This window comes from Neobacillus sp. YIM B06451 (assembly GCF_032667185.1).
Lineage (GTDB): Bacteria > Bacillota > Bacilli > Bacillales > Cytobacillaceae > Bacillus_D.
In genome coordinates this window covers 258,099-276,990 of the sequence record NZ_JAVFKJ010000003.1, presented here as the reverse complement: position 1 = coordinate 276,990, position 18,892 = coordinate 258,099, and the positions used below count along the sequence as shown (strand labels likewise).

Here is an 18,892-nt window from a genome sequence, read left to right as displayed (position 1 = left end):
GCCCCTTGTTAACGGGGCACCCACTATTTTACCGGGACAAGCAGCGTGAACGAAATATCATCCTTTTCCAGGTCAAATGAATTCGCCTTAAGTTTCACATCGCTCTTTAGCTTCAATTGCTGCATATGGACTACTACCTGGCGTTCATTGGGCCAGATTGCGACGCCTTTTGGAAGTTTGTAGCTTTTCCTGATAAAATCAAGAACATATGGAACCGGAAGGCGCAATTGGCCGACAGAAATGGACTTCTGCTTCAGGAGCAAATCGCCATTTTCCAAGGCTTCCGGCACGAATGTCAACTTCATGTTCAACTCCTGGCTGAAAAATGGCACAGTGCCATAGAGCTCAACCTCATCGTTCACACGTACCTCGTAGTTGACCGGGGTATCGGCCACTTCTTTCTCCAGGTAATGGTTGATCAGCTTGTTGACATCATCCCTATTCGTCCTGATGAGGAAGCTAACCGCTTCGCCATCCATTACCTCAGCCTGTTCCTTTTTTAGTCCATCTAGCGGAACCATTGCAAGAATGAACATCGTCACAATTGCTGCCAATACAAGTCCCAATAAAATTAAAAAAGCTGTTTTCCACTTATTCCTCATCAAAATTCTCCCTTATCGCCCGCGTTGGCAGACTTTCTGGCAAAAGCCGGCAACGCGTCGTCTTCCAGCGTTTCATAAACTCGTTCCGCAATTAATTGATACCCTTTATCGTTCGGATGAAACTGGTCATCAAACAGCAGGTTCTCTTCTCCTGTACCAAACAAATCACTGATTTCAACAAAATACGTATCTGGATAGCGCTCCAAAAGTGCTTTCCCGCCCTCGTTCCAGTCCGAAACGATTTGGTCAAGTTCTTTCACGTCCGGAAACCACTGCATGAACGGATTATAAATGCCTATAAGGACGATCATCGCATCCTGGTTGAACGACCTAACTTTTTGAATGATTTGGTCAAGGCGCTTAAGATATGGACGCTCCTCTTTTTCAAAACTTTCAATCTGCAAATTCAAAATATTATTCCGGGCAACCTTCATGACATCGTTGCCTCCAATCGTGATAACAACCATATCGGCTTCCTTGATTCCAGCCATTACTTTTTTTTGGCTGAGGCGATTAAGAAGCTGTTCGCTCCTCGTTCCCTTGATTCCGAAATTTTCGAAACGCGCTTCTTTTATGCCTTTTTCTTTTTCAAGAAGCGCCTTTAAATAAGGGAGGTATCCCCCTGTTCGGGTACTGTCGCCAACCCCCTCGGTCAGCGAGTCGCCTATTGCCGCGATTGAAAGTACACGGGGGACGAAATCATCCGGAATGGACCGATTTGTTTCAATCTTCATTTTTTTAACAGGATGGCTGCCTGCAGCATTTTCCTGCTGGCAGGAAACAAGTAGCAAAACAGCCAGGAATAGTGCAGTAAACCGCCTCCACATGGTGCTCCCTCCCCCAATCAACTCAATTATAATACACCTTTGCATAAATGCCCCATTCACAAGGAAAGAAAAAAGCCCTAAGTGGGCTTATTGTAAAATTTTAATATCTTCAATAATTTGGTCATATGGAACATCGCTGACCCCGGAATAATACTTTTTCACAAGGCCGTCTTTGCCAACAAGGTAGAAGGTTGTCCCATGGATAACCTGATCCCCTTCCCTCGGCTTTTTAACAATCGTTTTGAAGTTTTTTAGGGCATATTGTTCAATCTCTTCCTGGCCATAGCCTGTCAGGAAGTCCCAATTTTTATAATCAACTTCGAACTGTTCACCGTATTCCTTCAGTACTTCTGGCGTATCAATTTCCGGGTCGACACTGAAAGACACAAAGTGGATATTCTCAATTCCCTCTTGTTCCGCCTTTTCCTGTATCTCCACCATATTCGCCGTCATCGGCGGGCAGACCGTGTCACATTCGGTAAAAATAAAGTTGGCCATCCAGACTTTCCCCTTCAGGTCTTCAAGTCCGAGCTGTTTTCCACCCTGGGTTGTATAGGTAAAATCCTCGAGCGGCCAATTCTGGGCGTTTTCTAGTTCTTTTTTGCCACAGGCTGTCAACAGCAATGCAGCAATGGCGATGCTTAGAAAAATAATTCTTGCTTTCAATGATTTCACCATCACTTTTCGATGTATTCGTGAACAGTTTAACAAACAAGTGATGAAGTTGGGAAGGTATTTGCTTGCCTTTCTTAAAAAAACAACCGCAACACTATCAATGAAAAATATTCATAAAAATGGAACCGGCAAAAATGGCCGACCCCTAACTAACTGGGTTGTCCAATTATTCTAGAACGCTATTATTCAACATAATACATAAGCGCAATCGCACCCGGCCCTGTATGCGTGCTTACCGTTGAATTCGTATAATCCGTCTCTACACCTTCGTAGCCGGTAAGCTCGTGAATATTTTCTATTATCTTTTCAGCAAGCCCTGCCGCGCCAGCATGAGCGATGCCGACACCTTTGACAGTTTTCCCTTTTACATCCTCGGCAAATTGTTTTGCTAGATATTTCACGACTTGCGCATGGCTTCTTACTTTTGCGACTGGCGTGTACTCGGCTCCTTCGAGCGAAGCAATCGGCTTTATGTTCAGGAGTGAACCAAGGAATGCTTTCCCTTTTCCAATCCTTCCACCCTTTACAAGGTTCTCAAGCGTATCTACCATGATATACAGCTTTGTATTTTCCCTGATTGCTTCTAGCCTCGCAAGGATTTCATCCATTGTTTTTCCTTCTGACGCCATTTCCGCAGCTTCCTTTACTTGAAAGCCGAGCGCTTTCGAAATAAATTGCGAATCGATAACAGTGACCTTCGCTTCCGACATCGAAGCCGCGCTTTCCGCGGACCGTACAGTCCCGCTCATTTTCCCGGTCATATGTATAGAAAGGATTTCGTACCCTTCCCCGCCAAGCCGGTCATAAACTTCGAGGAATGATCCTGCTGAAGGTTGTGAGCTCTTTGGCAGCTCTGGCGTATTCTTCATTTTCTCCAAAAAAGCTTCTGGATCGATATCGACTCCATCAAGATAGGTCTCCGCCCCGACTGTTATCGCAAGCGGGACCACCTCAATCCCATAACGAGATACCGTCTCCTTGGGTAAATCCATTGTTGAATCAGTTACAATTTTTATTTTAGCCAACTGTTTCACTTCCCTGCTTCTGCACTTAGTTCCTATTATACCTGTTCTCCCGAGATGGAGAAATAAAAAGGGACCGGAAATCCCGGTCCCAAGCCATTATGCGTTGTTCTTTAGTTCAACAGAATTGAAAAGCTGCTCATAATCAGGCCATCTCATGGCGCGTTTCAAATAATCCCTAAAGGAATAACACTTTCTAGGTTGCTTTTCACGATAAAGCGAAGTTATGAATGTTTGCAAACGGAATCGGATCATTAAACTATAAGGGTTACCTTCCTCCAATACAGGAATCTCCACAATTTTAACCTTCTGTCCAACAGCATTTTTGAACTCCAGGCTTTTCAATAACAAAATATCAATCCTCTTTTTCTCCCGTTTGATTATATTATACCTTACTTTACGCTCGAAATGTGTCTGATTATGCTCAGATTTCCTAAAATATTTTGTGCCCTCGAAGCAAATTGTTACACTAACTCCCGCTCTGTGGAAAGGCTTGTCTCTTTTTGAAAACCTGCAGCCATATATTCAAGCCTGCCCGGCATACTCCTCGTTTCCGGCGCCTGCAAATTCACCCTCGTAATATCCGTGCCGCACACAGGACAAAGCCACGTCCCTGTCTCACAGCTGCTATATGATGGCTTGCTGCATTCTGTGCATACTTTTTTGTACATCCCCCAACTCTCCCTTACTCCTCAATAAAATCTTAACGGCTTTTACTGCCAAGGATATTCATTTTCATATAAAAACAGACCTTGATTTTACCCTTTATCCAAATCAAGGCCTCATTAAACATCTTTGGTTAATTTTTTTCGTCTTTGGAAATAAAATTGGAGACCTAAACCTGATCCAATAAGCCCGACACCTATAATAATCAAATTGTACATTGAGGTAGCGGTATAAGGCAGCGGATCACCTTGATCATCTGGATCACCTGGGCCAATTGGCACAGTTTCTTCTGGGATTTCAATCACTGGAGTTCCGTTGTCACCGCCTGGTCCTTCATTATCCGGCAATTCTACTGTTGAGGGTTCATCACCATCCTCACTCCCCGGATCCCCTGGATTTTCACCATTCTCCTCGTCGTCCCCATCTCCAGGACCTTTACCGGCATCAGGTTCTTTATCACCCGGCGGTTGAGTTGAAGGTGGTTCTTGTTTTGGAGGGTCCTGTTTAGGTGGATCTTGCTTTGGCGGGTCTTGTTTAGGTGGATCTGCTTCCGGTACCCAACCAGGGGGAATCGTCCCATTTAATGAACCTTCAACGAAAAATTTAAATTGGAATTCGCAGCCGAGTCCTTGAAATTCGTTACCGAGTTCATAGGGGATTTCAACATAAAATACCAATTGTTCAGAACTTCCGGATGTTAAAAATCTAGGGTCCAATTTTTCAAAATCCTTAAGCTTACCATTGTATAACTCGTTGTTATTACCAATTATCTTAAGTTTCAATTCATTGTAAAGCTTTTCAGAACCTGTTAAAAATTTATTTGAAAAAAGATAATTGAAATTTTGTTTCCCGTTATTGGAAATCCTTAAATTTTCAACAACAATGTCACCCGGTTTAAGATTTGCAGTGTTAAAAAATACTTTACTTGCGCTTAAAGAAATATCTATTTCTTTTGGGGTATCCACTGCAAAAACTTTAATGGCATTATTGAAAACTATAAAAAATATACAAACAACTATTAAATAAAGTTTTGTAGTTTTCATATTCTTGCCCCTTATTATTTAATAGAAGGCGAGGATGGTCTCACCTTCTATTTTTATCTATTATTAAAACCCTTTGCCGTTATTCGGTTTTTTATTCGATTCTACAGGACCATCTTCAGTTACTACCTGACCATCCCACTGCCTTGCTTCAAATGTGAACTTCACATCAGCTTTATCACCTTGGAATTTATTTTGTTCGTATACACCCCTAGAATCCTTTTTATCTTCATCTTTGAACTCTATAGTTATTTGAACCTCATGCCAATTACCAGGTGCTGTTGCCGGAACCCCAGCATACTTATCTTTCTCTTCTTTGGTCTTATAATCTTTTGCAAGTGGAGCTACATTTAGGCGACCGTCAATAAAATAGCCTTCTCTTACAAATTGAGTGTTTTTGAATTTATTCTCTGCACTAGTAATATCTCCATTACTGGCATCTGCTGGCTTCGTTTTAGCTGTTTGAACGTAAAGATCCTTTAATGTAATTGCAGGACCCTCTTCCCCGTCTTTTCCAATAATATCAATTGGCCAGCCTGAACCTCCTTCTGCCCCAACATTTACTACTGTTACTTTAAATTGATCTAAATATTGTAAAACATTGTTCTCACCATAAACATCCGTATCCCCAAATCCAGCTTGTCCTTCGGTTGGAACGTAGTCGATGAAATTTACATTTTCAATGGAAAGTAGTACATCCTTAATAGCTATAGTCCCGTCGTTCACTAACTTAATTGTACGAGTCATTTTATCCCCAGGCTTTAAATTAGAGATTGTAAAACTCTTTGGACCTTTATCAGCTGCGTCTTGGAGATTTAAACTAAAAGTTCCTGCTGCTACCTTTCCATTTAGATTTTCGATATCGTTAAAAGCTGCCCAAGTACCGCCAACAAGTAAGGAAAGACCAAGTGTGGCAGATAAAGCCCCTAAAGTTAAGCGTTTTTTAAAACTCATTATTTTATCCTCCTCAAGCACTTTTTAAAATAAAGGAATGTTAGTTGTTACTTCTTATTTCGCCTTTCATTTGAGTAGCTTCAAACATTAACTTAACCGTGGCTCCCTCGCCCTGGTATTTATTTTGCACTAGGAATCTGCTATTGCTTTCATAAGTCTGATCATCTATAAATTTCACATAAAAGTTATAGGTAGAAGTTGCATTTGGAGCTAAAGCTGCCGTTTTCTCATCTGTTCCAGAAACTTCTTTATTAGCCGGCTGGTCTTTTAGCCCTTTAAGAGTTCCTTTAAAAATCTCTGTACTATCACGTTTAATTATTACTTCAAATTGACTTAAAAATTCATCCAGAGTATTGACACCACCGCCAGCTAATCTTGAATCTGTCTTATCTTCCCAGCCATCAACGGTTGTTGTCATCAAAATATCATTGATCGCTAACGAACCTTTATTCCCTAATACTAAATCCCTAGAAAATGAATCACCAGGCTTTAGGTTGCTAATATCAAATAGGGTAGTAACATTAGTTGTTAAGTCCAGAGTTCCGCTGGCAAATGAATTACTAATTTCTTCTACATCGTTGAATGCAGCCCATGTTCCCCCACCAATTAGGGAAATACCTAGTGCGCCGGCCATGATACCCATGCTCATCTTCTTTTTAATACTCATTATTATTCCTCCTTATTATTCTCACCCAATTGGGTATTAATATGTAAACCCTTAGCAGGATCCTACCTTCCTAGTAATGCACGTATATCAAGTTATAGTTTTTTCCTTCATTTTCACTTCAATCTCTTTTATAGCAAGGCGTACAGTCCACGCAGAATAAAGTAATAGGAGAATCCCAGGTATAATCATCAGAAGTGCAGTACCCATTTTTGAACTAGCACTCTTCAAAAAGTAACCTACATAGGGAATCGTAATCGAAGAGTATTTTGCTACTACGTTTTCTCTGGGCACGAGATCCATATCTACTTGCTTGTTATTATCCCCTTTGGTTTGATAAAACACAGTGTTCCCCTTAATTAGGACATCATTAATCCTATGAGTTACGACACTGGTTTCATTAACAATGAAAGTTATTACGTCCCCCCTAACGAGTTTTTCATTTTTATTTATTTTTTTTACAACTATTAGAGATCCTGTCTTAAATGCAGGCTCCATTGATCCAGATAAAACAGTTTTAAACTGATAACCAAATAACTGCGGTTCACCGCCTGTTAATCTAGATGAAAGCACCATAATTATCATTAGCGCCAAGACGAGAAAAACGATGGAGTATAAAATGTTTCCGATAATTTTTAATCCTTTATTCATCATCTTCATCCTTTTTTATTTCTGTATTTGGTGTTGGTATTAGGGAGTTTGTCTCGGTATCACTATCTTCTTGGGTGGAAGGTACGACTTGGTTCCCTCTATCATCATTAAATGTTTCAATTGTTTGATTCGTAGTTTTGCAATCATTAACTTCAATAGGATCACTCCAAAAGTAGGAGTAGCCATCCGGATCACTCTTACCTGGGTGTCCTAAAGGTCTTCTTATTCTAAATTTATAAATTCCATTTTCTACAATATTCTCAGAGGATATAATAGTGCTGCTATTTGCTTTCATAAACGGGACTGTTCCTGAATCTAAAGACTCTCCGTCAGGGGTATTTCCACTTTTCATTTTATAAACATCAAACACCCAAATTGAAAAGAGCATTGGATTATCATTGGTATTTATTGTAGTAGATATCTTTCCACAAGTACCTGTAGTAGTTGCCCCATCAAAATTTAGTGAGCTTTTATCCCAATCTTCTTCAGTAGAATGAGGAATATTAACCGTGAGAGAGCCAGTTACTTCCTCAATGTCATTTAAACTTGCATTGGTTTCAGATACTAGGTTAATACTGGTGAAAATAAAGATATACCATATCATTAAGTTAAATATTCCTATTGAAAGAATTCCTGACCTCTTTTTAAATTTAGCAACTCTTGAATATCGAATCTTTCTCACCTCAATCATCAAATGTGATTTGCGGAATAATGTTCTCTAAATAGAACCCATAGGTTGAGTATAGTCCAAGTTAGCGAACAAACAAAACTCTAAAATTCTTCAATTATTCTATAAAACGAACAAAAATTGCTAGTTTCCTTTGTTTTTCTTCATTTATCTCAATATTTTGTATTTTATAGTGAATCTATCGTTCTGTATAAGGGATTTATAGTCGGTACATAAAAGATGACCGATCAGAATGATTGGATAAGAATTAAGGAACTTAGGATTCAAAAGGGGTATTCCATTTGTAAGCTGGCAAAGCACCTTAGAATCCAAGTCAAATTTAAGCCAGATTGAAAGGGGGTTGCATAACAACCCCTCGCTTAAGGTCCTAAGCGAAGAGCAAATACACTTGGAACTTCTGTTGAAGGATTACTTACAAAAGAACATTCTGTCGAAAAAGAGGAAATTGATCTGGATAATGAATGGGCGGATATGGTGTTAACTGCTCTAAAAGAAAGAATGAGAAAGGAGGACTTCGTAGAGTTCAGGAAATTTGTGAAGCACCAAATCTAGAGGAGGGAGAGCCTATTGATCAATGAGGAAGAGCATAAATTATAATAGTAAAGAGTGAAACCCCCGATGCTTGCCGCATTCGGGGGTTAATTTTTTGCAATAAAAAACCCCGGGGAGGTTGCCCGGGGTAAAACTTATTCAGAAGCAAATTCCGCTTCTTCCTGTTCCATTCTCTTGAGCCTCTTTTTGTATACGAATTTTGAAAGGTTGACCGAGATTTCGTATAACAAAAGCAACGGAATGATAACAAGGAAATCCGAAACAGGATCCGGCGGCGTAATGATAATCGCGATGATGATCAGGATGAAATACGCATACTTGCGAATTTTTGTTAATACATAAGGATTCAAAATGCCTAGTGATGTCAGGAACATAACGACCGCCGGAAGTTCAAACAAGACTCCGAATGGGAGCGTCATGTTCAGGACAAATCGGAAGTACTTCTCTGCTGTAAAGTTCGTGACAAGCATGTCCCCGCTGAGTTCCACGAGAAAGGAAAGTACATTCGGAAAAATGACGAAATAGCCGAAAGCAAGACCGGCAATGAAAAGGAAGAATAATGCCGGAATATAGGAAAGTGAAATTTTTCTTTCGACCGGCTTTAGGGCTGGTTTTACAAAAAGCCATATCTGCGTGGCAAGGACAGGAATCGTCCCGGCAATCGCGATTAAAGATGCAAGGGTAAAATAAATCCAGACGATGTCACTAGGGCCAAGGACGATCAGCTTTACGTCAAGGTCGCGGACAAACCAATTATAAATGTCCTCCACATACACAAAGCCTACAATAAAAAAGGCCACAAATGCGACAGCCGAAATGATAATCCTTTTTCTCAGTTCATCAAGATGGTCAACTACATTTAATTCTTTATCTTCCATATGATTCTCCCTGTCCTAAGTTGTGAACAACATAGGGCCTGCATTATCATGGGCAGGCGCAATCCACTATTAGAAAAGGGTTCCTCCCGTTGCTCAGCATTTCAGGAGCAAGGCCGTGAACCCTCGATTGTCTTGCTATAATTGGTCGGATGATTCAGTATAAGTACCACATCCGCTTTATTTTGTAGCTTTTTTCTTCTCTTCTTCAAATTCGTCCATGACATCGCTTGTCAATTCGCGGGTCGACTTTTTGAATTCACGTAGCGTCTGGCCGAATGCACGGCCTATTTCCGGAAGTTTTTTAGGGCCAAAGATGATTAATGCTAGGACAAGGATAAGGATTAAACCAGGAACTCCAATATTGTTTAACATGTAGGAAACATTCCTTTCAATAAAATAAATCTACTATGATTATAGTACTTAATTAAAGGTTATGGGCCTTTTTCGGTTAAAATTCATTAGAAATTCACAAATGGGAAAGTAAACCCGTCAATATTTTAGGCCTTGCCCTGCATGTTCCAATTTAACAATATCCGGTAAGATAGTCAATCGAATTACCCGGATAATAATTTTTAGAAAATTTTTGGATATTCACGATTCTTGTTTAATTTCATTGACCGCTTTTACATATACTAATTAAAACCATGCGCCAAATTAATCCTAAAGGAAGGGAGTGTACAGCATGGAATTTTCGCTTGATAGCTATGAATGCGTCCTGCCAGTTGAAGTGACGATCGACGATGACAATGGGCGGTACATGGTCCGGAAGAGTGACACAAGCGGGGTCTATTTCAACACCCCTTTTGAACTGATCAGGTGGATCAGGGCGCACCTTCAGGAAGAGGAATTCCTTAAGCCAGAGGATTTTCGAAGCATGATGGGAAAGCTTACGGAATACGAACAGGCCGGCTATCTAGGGTAAAGAACGAAAAACATCAGCTCTGTTGGCTGATGTTTTTCACTTATTTGGCTTCTCAAATAGAGTATTAAAGCGCTATTGTCCTTTCCTTGCATAAATCCGAAATTCGTAATCATAAGGATTTTTCTCATCCTTTAGGCCTTTTTCAAAAGAAAGCAATTCCCACTCATCAAGGCTAAATTCCGGAAAAAAGGTGTCGCCAGGAAATTCATCATGAATAAGTGTTATGTAAAGCTTGTCTGCGAATGGAAACATTTCCTTGAAAATTTCCGCCCCGCCAATGACAAAGCATTCTTCATCCTTTTTTTTGCTATAGCCGACAAACTCATCTATCGAATCCATGACGGTACAGCCATCCGCGGAGAAGTCAGGGTTTCTTGTGATAATGATATTTTCTCTTCCCGGTAAAGGCCGGCCAATTGATTCAAACGTTTTCCTGCCCATCGCAATCGGATGGCCCATTGTCGACCTTTTGAAAAACTTCAAATCCTCCGGCAGGTGCCATGGGAGCTTATTTTCGTTGCCAATCACTCTGTTTTTGTCCATCGCCCAAATAAATGAAATCATACGCTCACAACCCCTTTAATGTGAGGATGCGGGTCGTATCCTTCGAGGACGAAATCCTCAAATTTAAACGAAAAAATGTCTTTCGCTTCTGGATTGATAGCCATTTTCGGAAGCTTCCTCGGCTCCCGGCCAAGCTGCTCCTTAACCTGTTGGATATGATTTTTGTAAATATGTACATCCCCGAATGTATGGACGAATTCACCCGGCTCCAAATCGCAAACCTGGGCAATCATTAGTGTCAAAAGCGCGTAAGAGGCTATGTTGAACGGGACGCCAAGGAACAGATCCGCGGAACGCTGGTACAGCTGGCACGACAATTTGCCGTCCGCAACATAAAATTGGAACATGCAGTGGCACGGTGCGAGCGCCATCTTGTCAATCTCGGCAACATTCCAGGCATTCACTATAAGCCGCCTAGAATCCGGGTTCGTTTTGATTTGATCAATCAGCTCGGTTATTTGGTCAACAACCTTTCCATCCGCTCCTTGCCATGAACGCCATTGCTTTCCGTAAACTGGCCCGAGTTCGCCATTCTCATCCGCCCACTCGTTCCAAATCCTGACGCCATTTTCCTGCAGGTAACGTACATTCGTATCCCCGTTTAAAAACCAAAGCAGCTCATGGATAATCGATCTTAAATGCAGCTTTTTCGTAGTGATAAGTGGAAACCCTTCACTCAAATCAAATCTCATTTGATATCCAAATGTGCTAATCGTGCCTGTCCCGGTCCTGTCGCCTTTTTCAGTGCCATTTTCAAGGACATGGCGGCATAGCTCCAAATATTGTTTCATCAGAACCCCTCCATCTTTCATAGATTGTAACAGAAAAGGCCTGGAATCATCAATCCAGGCCTTTTATTATATCGTATGTTAATGGAGCTTTATCTTTCAATAGGAAGTTTGTATCATCGCTGTAGTAGTATAATGCAAAAGCTTCGGCAAAGTATTCTTCGGAGTATGTGAGGAAATAGTCCCTTCCCGGAAAAAGGCTGGCTCTCTCCTTTTCCCAAACCGACTTGAAAGGTTCACGTTTTGATAGATTATGAAATACAAGTTTGTCTACGGAATGAGCCAGCTCATGGAGTTCAAGATTGATTGAACCATGGCCGTTCCCCCTGCTGCTCGCGCCGATTTTGACGAGGACGACCTTCGACCCGCCTATTCCCGGAACATCATCCCATGTCATTTCGTTTGTGTAACCTCTCGGAATAACTCCCTTTAGGTGCTGGGCACTCGGATTGTCGGTCAGCTTCCCGTTAAAAAGCCTGATAACAATACCAGCCTGATGTATTTTTTTCAAAAGCGACTCGGGCAGGCTGGTGATCGTGTTAATAATTTCAGCAGACTGTTCTAAATTAAAAGGCTCCCTTGGAAAAAGGATTATCTCCCCTACCAGGCGGTTCGCATCCTCGCCTTTTATGAGCTCCATTAGACGCTGATTATTCTGTAAATCTTTTAATGCAACACCATCCGGCGCTGCCTTTGACGTTGTAAGGAATGACAGGAAAAAGAAAAACGATAACGTTGCATACAACAATTTTTTCAAAAGAGCATCTTCCCCGCATTGGATTCTGGTAATCTATCAGAATTATAGCATGGCTAGGGAAAGGTCGCAGGTGGGTTTTATTGGTAATTTCAAGGGGGTTAGATGTTGCTTAAGCTGCCTGAACAGATTTTCCTGGGACTTTCTATCGCGAATTCTTCGTTATTGAAATTTACCAAGTACTTTTACTCGCGCTTTTTATCCTTTGTCAATTTATAATAAATGAAAACTTTGCTAGCACTCTGCTAGCGATTCCCGGAGTTTTTTCTGTTTTATCCGTAAAGAGTTGATATTCCAATTAATTTTACGTTGAAGCGGTCTTTAATAGTCTGCTATTATCCAAGTTTAATCATAATCGCAGAAAAATTAATTTTTAACCGACGATAATTTTTATAAAAGCAAAAAAGCCCGGCATTCCGCCAGGCTTTCCAACATATCGTTAGTATAAACTATGCCATCCATTTCGGAGGGGTGTTTTTGTCCCAGTAAATGCTGCCAAGGTTATGGTGCTCTTGGAAGTTGTCATTGAAGATATGGTAATGAAAGTTGAACCAGTAGCCTGACTGAGGCGGGTTGTCCCGTCTGACATGGAAGCGGATGACGTCCTTTCCGGTCTGGCTGTTTTTAATGTTAAAAATCTTTTCGGAGTGTCCGGCCCCCGGCTGCTCTGAGATTGCCAGGCTGGCTAGGTCTTCATCCGGGAATTGGGTCGCCGTTTCGGCAATCGCTTTTTCGATATTAGGAAGGATGATTTCCCTGAATTCATTTTCAATGATAGGCTTTATTTTCGAACCGAATTTTTCATAGGAACGTTCTTCGGCAAGCTTGACCATGTTCTCTATAAATTGGTCCCTCTCCGCGACTTCTTCGGATTGTACGCTCTCCGCAAGAATCGGTTCTGTCTTGGCCTGCTCCCGTTCTGAAGCTTCGTTGTCGGCCTTGACGCGGTCCAATACACCAGGCTGGGTTGGCGTAATAAGGCCGAACGTCAGCAAGGAAACCATGACGACGAACGACTTCCTAAGCCATTTATTCATATTCCCAACCCCCTTTCGAAAACGTTTTATTTATGTTAAATCTATTATACTCTTTTTTGGTGATGAATGGCTAACCTGGTTTTAAAGTTTTTTATTGGGAAAAATAGAATATAGTATGGAAAATTAAAAATAGGGATGTGATGGGATGGAATGGGTAGTTGGAGCTGGCTGCCTGCTCATGCTCGGATATTTCGTTTACTTGGCAATCGCGGATTAAAAAATTGAAAGCCGGCTCCCTGGCCGGCTTTCAGTTTTTCTCAATATAGCCAAAATGGAACTTAGCGGTTTTTCTCCTGATTGCAGTAAAGCCGAATTCTTCAAATCTTGGGCTTAGGTAATGATCTTTTAAAACAACCCTTTTCCTCGCAACCCTTAGTGCTTCCTTGATTTCCTCGCCGCCAATCCCCCCATGCAGCGCGAAATGGCGGAGCGCCTTGATTCCTACCGATTCGTCGATGCTTACTTCAAACATCGGGTCGAAATAGACGCAATCAACAGATTGATCCGGCTGTGTTTTTAAATAAGAAAGTGCCTCGCTTTGGACAACCTGAACCCTTTTCATGGCGGCATTCAACTCATCTACATCGGAATGCCAAGTGTGCAGGCCTTTTTTTACAATATACCCGAGATATTTATTCCCTTCTGTCCCCGTCACCATGCCGCTCTCCCCAACAACAAGGCTGGCTACAATGGAGTCCGATGCCAGGCCGAGCGTGCAGTCAAGGAAAGAATTCCCTTCCTGCAAGGCAGCCGCCTCGATCAATGGGTCGTGTCCGCCATCAATCAGCCGCTTCACCCTGAACATCGCGGACGAAGGATGGAAAAAGAAAGGCTCTTCTTCGCCATACGCAAAAAGTTTGATGCTCTCATTCCCTGCTACAATGCAGCCACTGCCCTTTTCTTTTTGCAATTGGGTTATGGACTTCTTTTTACGAGGGATATACGGAATGGAGAGATCTTCGGCGACAGACCTTGCGCTGCTTATCATTGTTCCAGTCACCCTGCCGGCAGTTGTTACAAACATATGTGAATTCCTTTCTTTGTGGAAAAAAGTAGCCTCTACTTTGGGAAATTTTTAAAATGTTCCTCAGTGAAAAAAGGACGCCCTTGGGCATCCTTTTAGCAGTTTGCTTCGAAAGCTGACAATAGGTTTTCCATAACGCCTTCCATCGTATTCCCTTCAATGTCATGCCTTGGGATAAAATGAACCACTTCCCCGTCCTTCAACAACGCGATTGATGGCGATGACGGCTCGATTCCGCCAAAGTATTCACGCATCTTTGCGGTTGCATCCTTATCCTGGCCGGCAAAAACGGTTACAAGGTGGTCAGGTTTCTTTTCGCTGTTCAAAACTGACTGGGTTACGGCTGGGCGCGCTAGTCCAGCGGCACATCCACAAACGGAGTTGACGACAACGAGGGATGTGCCTTTTGAATCCTTAATGAACTCTTCAACTTCTTCAGGAGTCTTAAGTTCTTTAAAACCGGCATTGGTCAACTCTTCACGCATCGGCTGGACCATTTGCCTCATATATTCTTCATATGCCATTGACATAATAAAATCCCTCCCATTACTAATTCTAATCGTAAGCATACTACATTTTTATTCCTATTCCAAAATCCTTGCTTTCAAAACATGATAGGCGAGAATTGATTATTGCATTATTTCCTTGATTCCTTTATCGCGTATTTAAGCTACAAATTGGCTTTTCGGGCCTCGGTCATTTGCTTCCAAACAGAGCCCTTCGCTTCTTCGCCGCCTTCAATCCTTGCGATCGCCATTTTCGCCTGCATGGCAACCTCAAATTCCGAATCGTCCGATGATTCCTTAAGGGATTCGAGGGAGGATTCATCCCCGACTTCATAAAGGAACATCGCCGCGCGCCAGCGAACGAGCTTGCTCGGATCTTTTAGCGCTTCTGCCATTGCGGGTGTAGCTTCAGCAAAGCCAAGGTCGGATAAACAGTCGCCAGCGGTTCTTCTAACCGTTACCGTCTTATCCTTTAATGCTCTATAAAGGAGAGGAAGTACGGCTTTATCCTCAATCATTCCAAGATAGACAGTCGCCAGCCTCCTGATTGAAGGTTTCTCATCCTTGAGGGCTTTTTCAAGTAGCGGCAAGTCCTCCAGCTCTGGATCAGGCATTTGTTCAAGCTTCTGGTAACGGACCCTCCAGTCAGGATTTTCAAGATCTGCAGCGGTAATTTTATGTCGCTGCCGCGGCTCCCTCGCTTGAATAGAGGAAACGCCGGCCTGAGCTGCTTTAACAAGTTCTTCAAGCCGCGTTTCGGGATAGGCGGCCGTCAATTCTTCAACAACCTCATTGCCGATTTGATCAAAATCCCCGTAGCGGACGCCAAAATCCTGCCATTTTCGGAGCAGTATGTAATTTTCGCTATCAAGCTGGGCTTTTTCCCTAGCGGCGAGGAAGTTGGCCGGCATGCCAAAACGCCTTTCCTCGTTCCCATCCGTCAATTTTACCTGGAGGGGAATATCCTTGAACATTTGTACCTGCACATGGATTTCCCCGAAATTGGAGGCTTCAGGGCTTGCAACACCTTCATTTTGCGCGGATTCTCCAAATGCTTCCCGTACTTTCGCGAGAAGGTCCTTCCAGTCGTACTTCGCGTTCCGCTCAACCGCGATGAAGTCGGCGACATGGTAGACACCTTTAATCCCTTCAATTTCAAGCACTTTTTTTATTACCGGAGGGGCTCCCTCCTGATTTTCTTTTTTATAATTATGGCTCTTGCCCATCGGCAATTCCTGGTCAAGATTGATCTTCATTGTATTCGGACTCGGGGTCGGTTCAATCGATATGATTCTCACTATGTTCACCTCACCTTTACTGTAACATAATGGCTTTTCTATTTCATTTATCGTAATTACTTTTTATATAGTAAAAACCACACATTCGCTCTAGATCAAAACGGCGAGGGAATCGATGAAGACAGTTTCGACTGGCTTACACTCTCCAAACTGTCATCATCCGCTTGGAAGCCTTACGCTTAATTAAAATTACCCCTCCGCAATTTCCGAAAGATAGGACCAGCGCTCTATCAACCGCTCAAGTTCTTCGTTCAGTTCCGTCTCTTCCTTCATTAGATTGTGCGCAAGTTCGAAATTACTGCCTGTTGTTGCCATTTCAGCTGCAATCTCTTCCAGCCTCGCTTCAATGGAGGCGATTTTATCGTCAATCGTTTCCCATTCCTTTTGTTCCTGGTAGGTCATCTTTTTCTTCTTTTCCTTTACCCTGACAGGCTGTTCTGCCACAGGCTTTACGGCAGCCTCTGCTTTTTCCGTTTCCTGCTCGAGATACTCCGAATAATTGCCGTAATAGGAGTCAACTTTCCCTCCGCCTTGTAAAATAAGAAGCTGTTCGGCTATTTTATCAAGGAAATACCTGTCATGCGACACAGTAATGACGACTCCCGGAAAATCATCCAGATAGTCTTCAAGGACTGTCAGAGTCTGTGTGTCCAAATCGTTTGTCGGTTCATCCAACAACAGGACGTTCGGTGCATCCATCAGGATTTTCAGCAAATACAACCTGCGCTTTTCACCGCCGGAAAGCTTTCGAATCGGTGTTCCGTGCGATGCCGGGGGAAACAAGAACCGTTCAAGCATCTGGGAAGCCGAAATCGTTTTGCCATCAGTCGTTTCGATGACCTGGGCCGTTTCCTTGATGTATTCAATCATCCTCAGGCTTTCGTCCATGTCTTCGTTTTCCTGGGTATAATAACCGATTTTCACCGTCTGGCCCATTTCATACTCCCCGCTGTCAAGAGGGATTCTTTTAGCTAAAATGTTCAATAATGTTGATTTTCCGGTACCGTTACGACCGATGATGCCAAGCCTGTCACCCGGTTTTACAAGCAAATTGAAGCGATCGAGAATAACAGTACCGCCAAACGATTTGCTCGCATCCTTAAGCTCGAACACTTGCTTCCCGAGCCGGCTTCCACTCAAAGAAATATCGACTTTTTCACTGCTCCGTTTGCCGGAAATTGAGTCCTCAAGCTTTTCAAACCGGTCAATCCGGGCCTTTTGCTTCGTTGACCTGGCCTGCGCCCCCCTGCGAATCCATTCTAGCTCGCGCCTGAAAAGGTTTTTCTTCTTCTCAAGGGTTGCCGCCTCGTTTTCCTCACGGATTGCTTTTGCCTCAAGAAAGCTTGCATAATTCCCTTTGTATGTGTACAAATTACCACCGTCCAGTTCCATGATCCGGTTTGTGACCCGGTCAAGGAAATACCTGTCGTGGGTCACGAGCAGGACAGATCCATTGTAGCTTTTCAAGTAATCCTCAAGCCATTTGACCGAGCTGAAATCAAGATGGTTCGTTGGCTCGTCAAGAATCAGCAAATCCGGTGCTTCGATTAGGACCCCTGCAAGCGCGACCCTCTTCTTTTGCCCACCGGACAGTTCGCCAATTTTTTTCGAAAAACCTTCAACCCCAAGCTTTGTTAAAATCGTTTTCGCGGTTGTACTTGCATCCCAGCCGTTAACGGTATCCATTTCCTTTTGTAACGCGAACAGCTCCTCCTGAATCCGAGCGTCCTCGGGAGAAGCTTCAAGCCTGGCAAGGCATTCTTCGTAACTCCTCATTGTCCTGACAACCGGTGCATCTCCATGGTATACCTGTTCGAGGACAGTCAGTTCAGGGTCAAGATCTGGTTGCTGATCAAGATAGGCAATTCTGTAGTCCTTGGCCGCGGTTATATCCCCGGAATCAGAATCATCCACGCCAGCAATGATTTTCAACAGGGACGATTTACCTGTTCCATTTATGCCAATCAGCCCAATCTTCTCTTTTTCCCCGATTGTAAAAGTAATGCCGTTAAATAATTTCTTTTCCCCATATGTTTTCGAGAGGTTTTCCACAGTCAGCATTTTCATTACAAGCAATCCCACTCTCTTTCAAATTGGGTGAGGAAGGCCTTCATAAAAACCTGCCGTTCCTCAGCCATTTTTATAGCTGTTTCTGTATTCATCAAGCCTTTTAATTTTAAAAGCTTTTCGTAAAAATGGTTAATGCTTGAGGATTTTCCATTTCTGTATTCATCAAGCGTCATATTCTCCCGGATTCCAAGATTCGGTGCATGGATTTGCTGGCCCTTTTTTCCGCCAAACGCAAAAGCGCGAGCAATGCCGATGGCGCCAATCGCATCGAGGCGGTCGGCGTCCTGAACAATTTTTGCTTCAATGGACGGAAGCGTTTCGCCGTTTCCGCCTTTAAAAGAAATCGAATAGACGATATCGTTGATTTTCTGTTTGGACGTCTCATCCAAGCCTAGCGACTCAAGGAAGCCATCGAGCTTTCTCCGCCCAGCTTCTGCTGAATCATTCAGTTTTTCATCCGGTATATCGTGGAGGAGCGCGGCCATTTCAATAATATTCCTATCGCCAGCCGCTTCCCCATCGGCGATTATCAGAGCGTTCTTCCTGACCCGGTCCACATGGTGCCAATCATGGCCGGTCGGGTCCTCACCCATTTCCTTTTTCACATACCGTTCTATTTCAGCTATCACTTTTTCCACAACCGCACTCCCCTTCATCCTGCTATTTTACCATGAAAAGAACATCCGGGTGAACCTTACTTCCTAACATCC

23 protein-coding genes are annotated in these 18,892 nt (G+C 42.8%); 1 reads left to right on the top strand and 22 read right to left on the bottom strand.

Features of this window, described 5'->3' with window-relative positions:
* Positions 1-23 precede the first annotated feature (23 nt).
* The 13 genes from RB160_RS08925 to RB160_RS08865 all read right to left on the bottom strand — a co-directional run bounded on the left by RB160_RS08925 (position 24) and on the right by RB160_RS08865 (position 9,591).
* Positions 24-602, bottom strand: coding sequence for a YpmS family protein (locus RB160_RS08925; RefSeq protein ID WP_316569888.1), 579 nt, complete (start codon positions 600-602; stop codon positions 24-26).
* Positions 602-1,429 (bottom strand): SGNH/GDSL hydrolase family protein, encoded by an 828-nt coding sequence (locus RB160_RS08920; RefSeq protein WP_316569887.1) that lies wholly within the window; start codon positions 1,427-1,429, stop codon positions 602-604. Before RB160_RS08920 ends, RB160_RS08925 begins: the two co-directional genes overlap by 1 nt.
* An 87-nt stretch (positions 1,430-1,516) precedes the next feature.
* A complete protein-coding gene (locus RB160_RS08915) occupies positions 1,517-2,095 on the bottom strand; it encodes an SCO family protein (protein ID WP_316569886.1) in 579 nt (192 codons plus the stop codon).
* 191 nt (positions 2,096-2,286) lie between these two features.
* Positions 2,287-3,129 carry a DegV family protein gene (locus tag RB160_RS08910; protein ID WP_316569885.1) on the bottom strand — a complete coding sequence of 281 codons (843 nt, stop codon included), beginning with the start codon at positions 3,127-3,129 and terminating at the stop codon, positions 2,287-2,289.
* A 96-nt stretch (positions 3,130-3,225) separates the two neighbouring features.
* On the bottom strand, positions 3,226-3,477 hold the full coding sequence (locus tag RB160_RS08905) for a DUF2535 family protein (protein ID WP_316569884.1): 252 nt from the start codon (positions 3,475-3,477) through the stop codon (positions 3,226-3,228).
* 113 nt (positions 3,478-3,590) lie between these two features.
* Positions 3,591-3,797: a hypothetical protein gene (locus RB160_RS08900; protein WP_316569883.1), complete on the bottom strand. Its 207-nt coding sequence runs from the start codon at positions 3,795-3,797 to the stop codon at positions 3,591-3,593.
* A gap of 114 nt (positions 3,798-3,911) precedes the next feature.
* Positions 3,912-4,835, bottom strand: coding sequence for a hypothetical protein (locus RB160_RS08895; protein WP_316569882.1), 924 nt, complete (start codon positions 4,833-4,835; stop codon positions 3,912-3,914).
* 63 nt (positions 4,836-4,898) lie between these two features.
* Entirely contained in the window at positions 4,899-5,786 is an 888-nt protein-coding gene (locus RB160_RS08890; protein ID WP_316569881.1) for a TasA family protein, read from the bottom strand.
* Between the two features lie 40 nt (positions 5,787-5,826).
* The gene (locus RB160_RS08885; protein ID WP_316569880.1) at positions 5,827-6,453 is read right to left on the bottom strand and encodes a TasA family protein; all 627 of its coding nucleotides are present in this window, start codon (positions 6,451-6,453) and stop codon (positions 5,827-5,829) included.
* An 87-nt stretch (positions 6,454-6,540) separates the two neighbouring features.
* Positions 6,541-7,101, bottom strand: a complete 561-nt coding sequence (gene sipW / locus RB160_RS08880; protein WP_316569879.1) for a signal peptidase I SipW — start codon at positions 7,099-7,101, stop codon at positions 6,541-6,543.
* Positions 7,094-7,783 (bottom strand): amyloid fiber anchoring/assembly protein TapA, encoded by a 690-nt coding sequence (gene tapA / locus RB160_RS08875; RefSeq protein ID WP_316569878.1) that lies wholly within the window; start codon positions 7,781-7,783, stop codon positions 7,094-7,096. Before tapA ends, sipW begins: the two co-directional genes overlap by 8 nt.
* 692 nt (positions 7,784-8,475) lie before the next feature.
* On the bottom strand, positions 8,476-9,219 hold the full coding sequence (gene tatC / locus RB160_RS08870) for a twin-arginine translocase subunit TatC (RefSeq protein ID WP_316569877.1): 744 nt from the start codon (positions 9,217-9,219) through the stop codon (positions 8,476-8,478).
* Positions 9,220-9,396: 177 nt separating this feature from the next.
* Complete coding sequence (locus tag RB160_RS08865) at positions 9,397-9,591, bottom strand: twin-arginine translocase TatA/TatE family subunit (protein ID WP_316569876.1); 195 nt, start codon at positions 9,589-9,591, stop codon at positions 9,397-9,399.
* A gap of 310 nt (positions 9,592-9,901) precedes the next feature.
* On the opposite strand from RB160_RS08865, the gene RB160_RS08860 reads away from it, so the two are divergent.
* Complete coding sequence (locus RB160_RS08860; protein ID WP_316569875.1) at positions 9,902-10,141, top strand: hypothetical protein; 240 nt, start codon at positions 9,902-9,904, stop codon at positions 10,139-10,141.
* A gap of 72 nt (positions 10,142-10,213) precedes the next feature.
* Here RB160_RS08860 and RB160_RS08855 read toward each other — a convergent pair whose 3' ends face one another.
* The 9 genes from RB160_RS08855 to RB160_RS08815 form a co-directional block, all read right to left on the bottom strand.
* A complete protein-coding gene (locus RB160_RS08855) occupies positions 10,214-10,705 on the bottom strand; it encodes a dihydrofolate reductase (protein WP_316569874.1) in 492 nt (163 codons plus the stop codon).
* Positions 10,702-11,496 carry a thymidylate synthase gene (locus RB160_RS08850; protein WP_316569873.1) on the bottom strand — a complete coding sequence of 265 codons (795 nt, stop codon included), beginning with the start codon at positions 11,494-11,496 and terminating at the stop codon, positions 10,702-10,704. Before RB160_RS08850 ends, RB160_RS08855 begins: the two co-directional genes overlap by 4 nt.
* Before the next feature lie 49 nt (positions 11,497-11,545).
* On the bottom strand, positions 11,546-12,250 hold the full coding sequence (locus RB160_RS08845) for an anthrax toxin lethal factor-related metalloendopeptidase (protein WP_316569872.1): 705 nt from the start codon (positions 12,248-12,250) through the stop codon (positions 11,546-11,548).
* A 446-nt stretch (positions 12,251-12,696) separates the two neighbouring features.
* Positions 12,697-13,284, bottom strand: a complete 588-nt coding sequence (locus RB160_RS08840; RefSeq protein ID WP_316569871.1) for a YpjP family protein — start codon at positions 13,282-13,284, stop codon at positions 12,697-12,699.
* Positions 13,285-13,531: 247 nt separating this feature from the next.
* Positions 13,532-14,308 carry a class I SAM-dependent methyltransferase gene (locus RB160_RS08835; protein ID WP_316569870.1) on the bottom strand — a complete coding sequence of 259 codons (777 nt, stop codon included), beginning with the start codon at positions 14,306-14,308 and terminating at the stop codon, positions 13,532-13,534.
* Positions 14,309-14,403: 95 nt separating this feature from the next.
* Complete coding sequence (locus RB160_RS08830; RefSeq protein ID WP_316569869.1) at positions 14,404-14,838, bottom strand: BrxA/BrxB family bacilliredoxin; 435 nt, start codon at positions 14,836-14,838, stop codon at positions 14,404-14,406.
* A gap of 140 nt (positions 14,839-14,978) precedes the next feature.
* Positions 14,979-16,112, bottom strand: a complete 1,134-nt coding sequence (locus tag RB160_RS08825) for a conserved virulence factor C family protein (protein ID WP_316569868.1) — start codon at positions 16,110-16,112, stop codon at positions 14,979-14,981.
* 189 nt (positions 16,113-16,301) lie between these two features.
* The gene (locus RB160_RS08820; protein ID WP_316569867.1) at positions 16,302-18,179 is read right to left on the bottom strand and encodes an ABC-F family ATP-binding cassette domain-containing protein; all 1,878 of its coding nucleotides are present in this window, start codon (positions 18,177-18,179) and stop codon (positions 16,302-16,304) included.
* Positions 18,179-18,838, bottom strand: a complete 660-nt coding sequence (locus RB160_RS08815; RefSeq protein ID WP_316569866.1) for an HD domain-containing protein — start codon at positions 18,836-18,838, stop codon at positions 18,179-18,181. The genes RB160_RS08820 and RB160_RS08815 overlap by 1 nt, the downstream gene beginning before the upstream one ends.
* Positions 18,839-18,892: the final 54 nt, after the last annotated feature.

Coding starts and splice junctions, on each gene's coding strand:
- RB160_RS08840 (WP_316569871.1), bottom strand. CDS start 13,284: ATGAATAAATGGCTTAGGAAGTCGTTCGTCGTCATGGTTTCCTTGCTG.
- RB160_RS08920 (WP_316569887.1), bottom strand. CDS start 1,429: ATGTGGAGGCGGTTTACTGCACTATTCCTGGCTGTTTTGCTACTTGTT.
- RB160_RS08855 (WP_316569874.1), bottom strand. CDS start 10,705: ATGATTTCATTTATTTGGGCGATGGACAAAAACAGAGTGATTGGCAAC.
- sipW (WP_316569879.1), bottom strand. CDS start 7,101: ATGAATAAAGGATTAAAAATTATCGGAAACATTTTATACTCCATCGTT.
- RB160_RS08865 (WP_316569876.1), bottom strand. CDS start 9,591: ATGTTAAACAATATTGGAGTTCCTGGTTTAATCCTTATCCTTGTCCTA.
- RB160_RS08835 (WP_316569870.1), bottom strand. CDS start 14,308: ATGTTTGTAACAACTGCCGGCAGGGTGACTGGAACAATGATAAGCAGC.
- RB160_RS08815 (WP_316569866.1), bottom strand. CDS start 18,838: ATGAAGGGGAGTGCGGTTGTGGAAAAAGTGATAGCTGAAATAGAACGG.
- RB160_RS08900 (WP_316569883.1), bottom strand. CDS start 3,797: ATGTACAAAAAAGTATGCACAGAATGCAGCAAGCCATCATATAGCAGC.
- RB160_RS08860 (WP_316569875.1), top strand. CDS start 9,902: ATGGAATTTTCGCTTGATAGCTATGAATGCGTCCTGCCAGTTGAAGTG.
- tatC (WP_316569877.1), bottom strand. CDS start 9,219: ATGGAAGATAAAGAATTAAATGTAGTTGACCATCTTGATGAACTGAGA.
- RB160_RS08925 (WP_316569888.1), bottom strand. CDS start 602: ATGAGGAATAAGTGGAAAACAGCTTTTTTAATTTTATTGGGACTTGTA.
- RB160_RS08850 (WP_316569873.1), bottom strand. CDS start 11,496: ATGAAACAATATTTGGAGCTATGCCGCCATGTCCTTGAAAATGGCACT.
- RB160_RS08895 (WP_316569882.1), bottom strand. CDS start 4,835: ATGAAAACTACAAAACTTTATTTAATAGTTGTTTGTATATTTTTTATA.
- RB160_RS08820 (WP_316569867.1), bottom strand. CDS start 18,179: ATGAAAATGCTGACTGTGGAAAACCTCTCGAAAACATATGGGGAAAAG.
- RB160_RS08885 (WP_316569880.1), bottom strand. CDS start 6,453: ATGAGTATTAAAAAGAAGATGAGCATGGGTATCATGGCCGGCGCACTA.
- RB160_RS08830 (WP_316569869.1), bottom strand. CDS start 14,838: ATGTCAATGGCATATGAAGAATATATGAGGCAAATGGTCCAGCCGATG.
- RB160_RS08890 (WP_316569881.1), bottom strand. CDS start 5,786: ATGAGTTTTAAAAAACGCTTAACTTTAGGGGCTTTATCTGCCACACTT.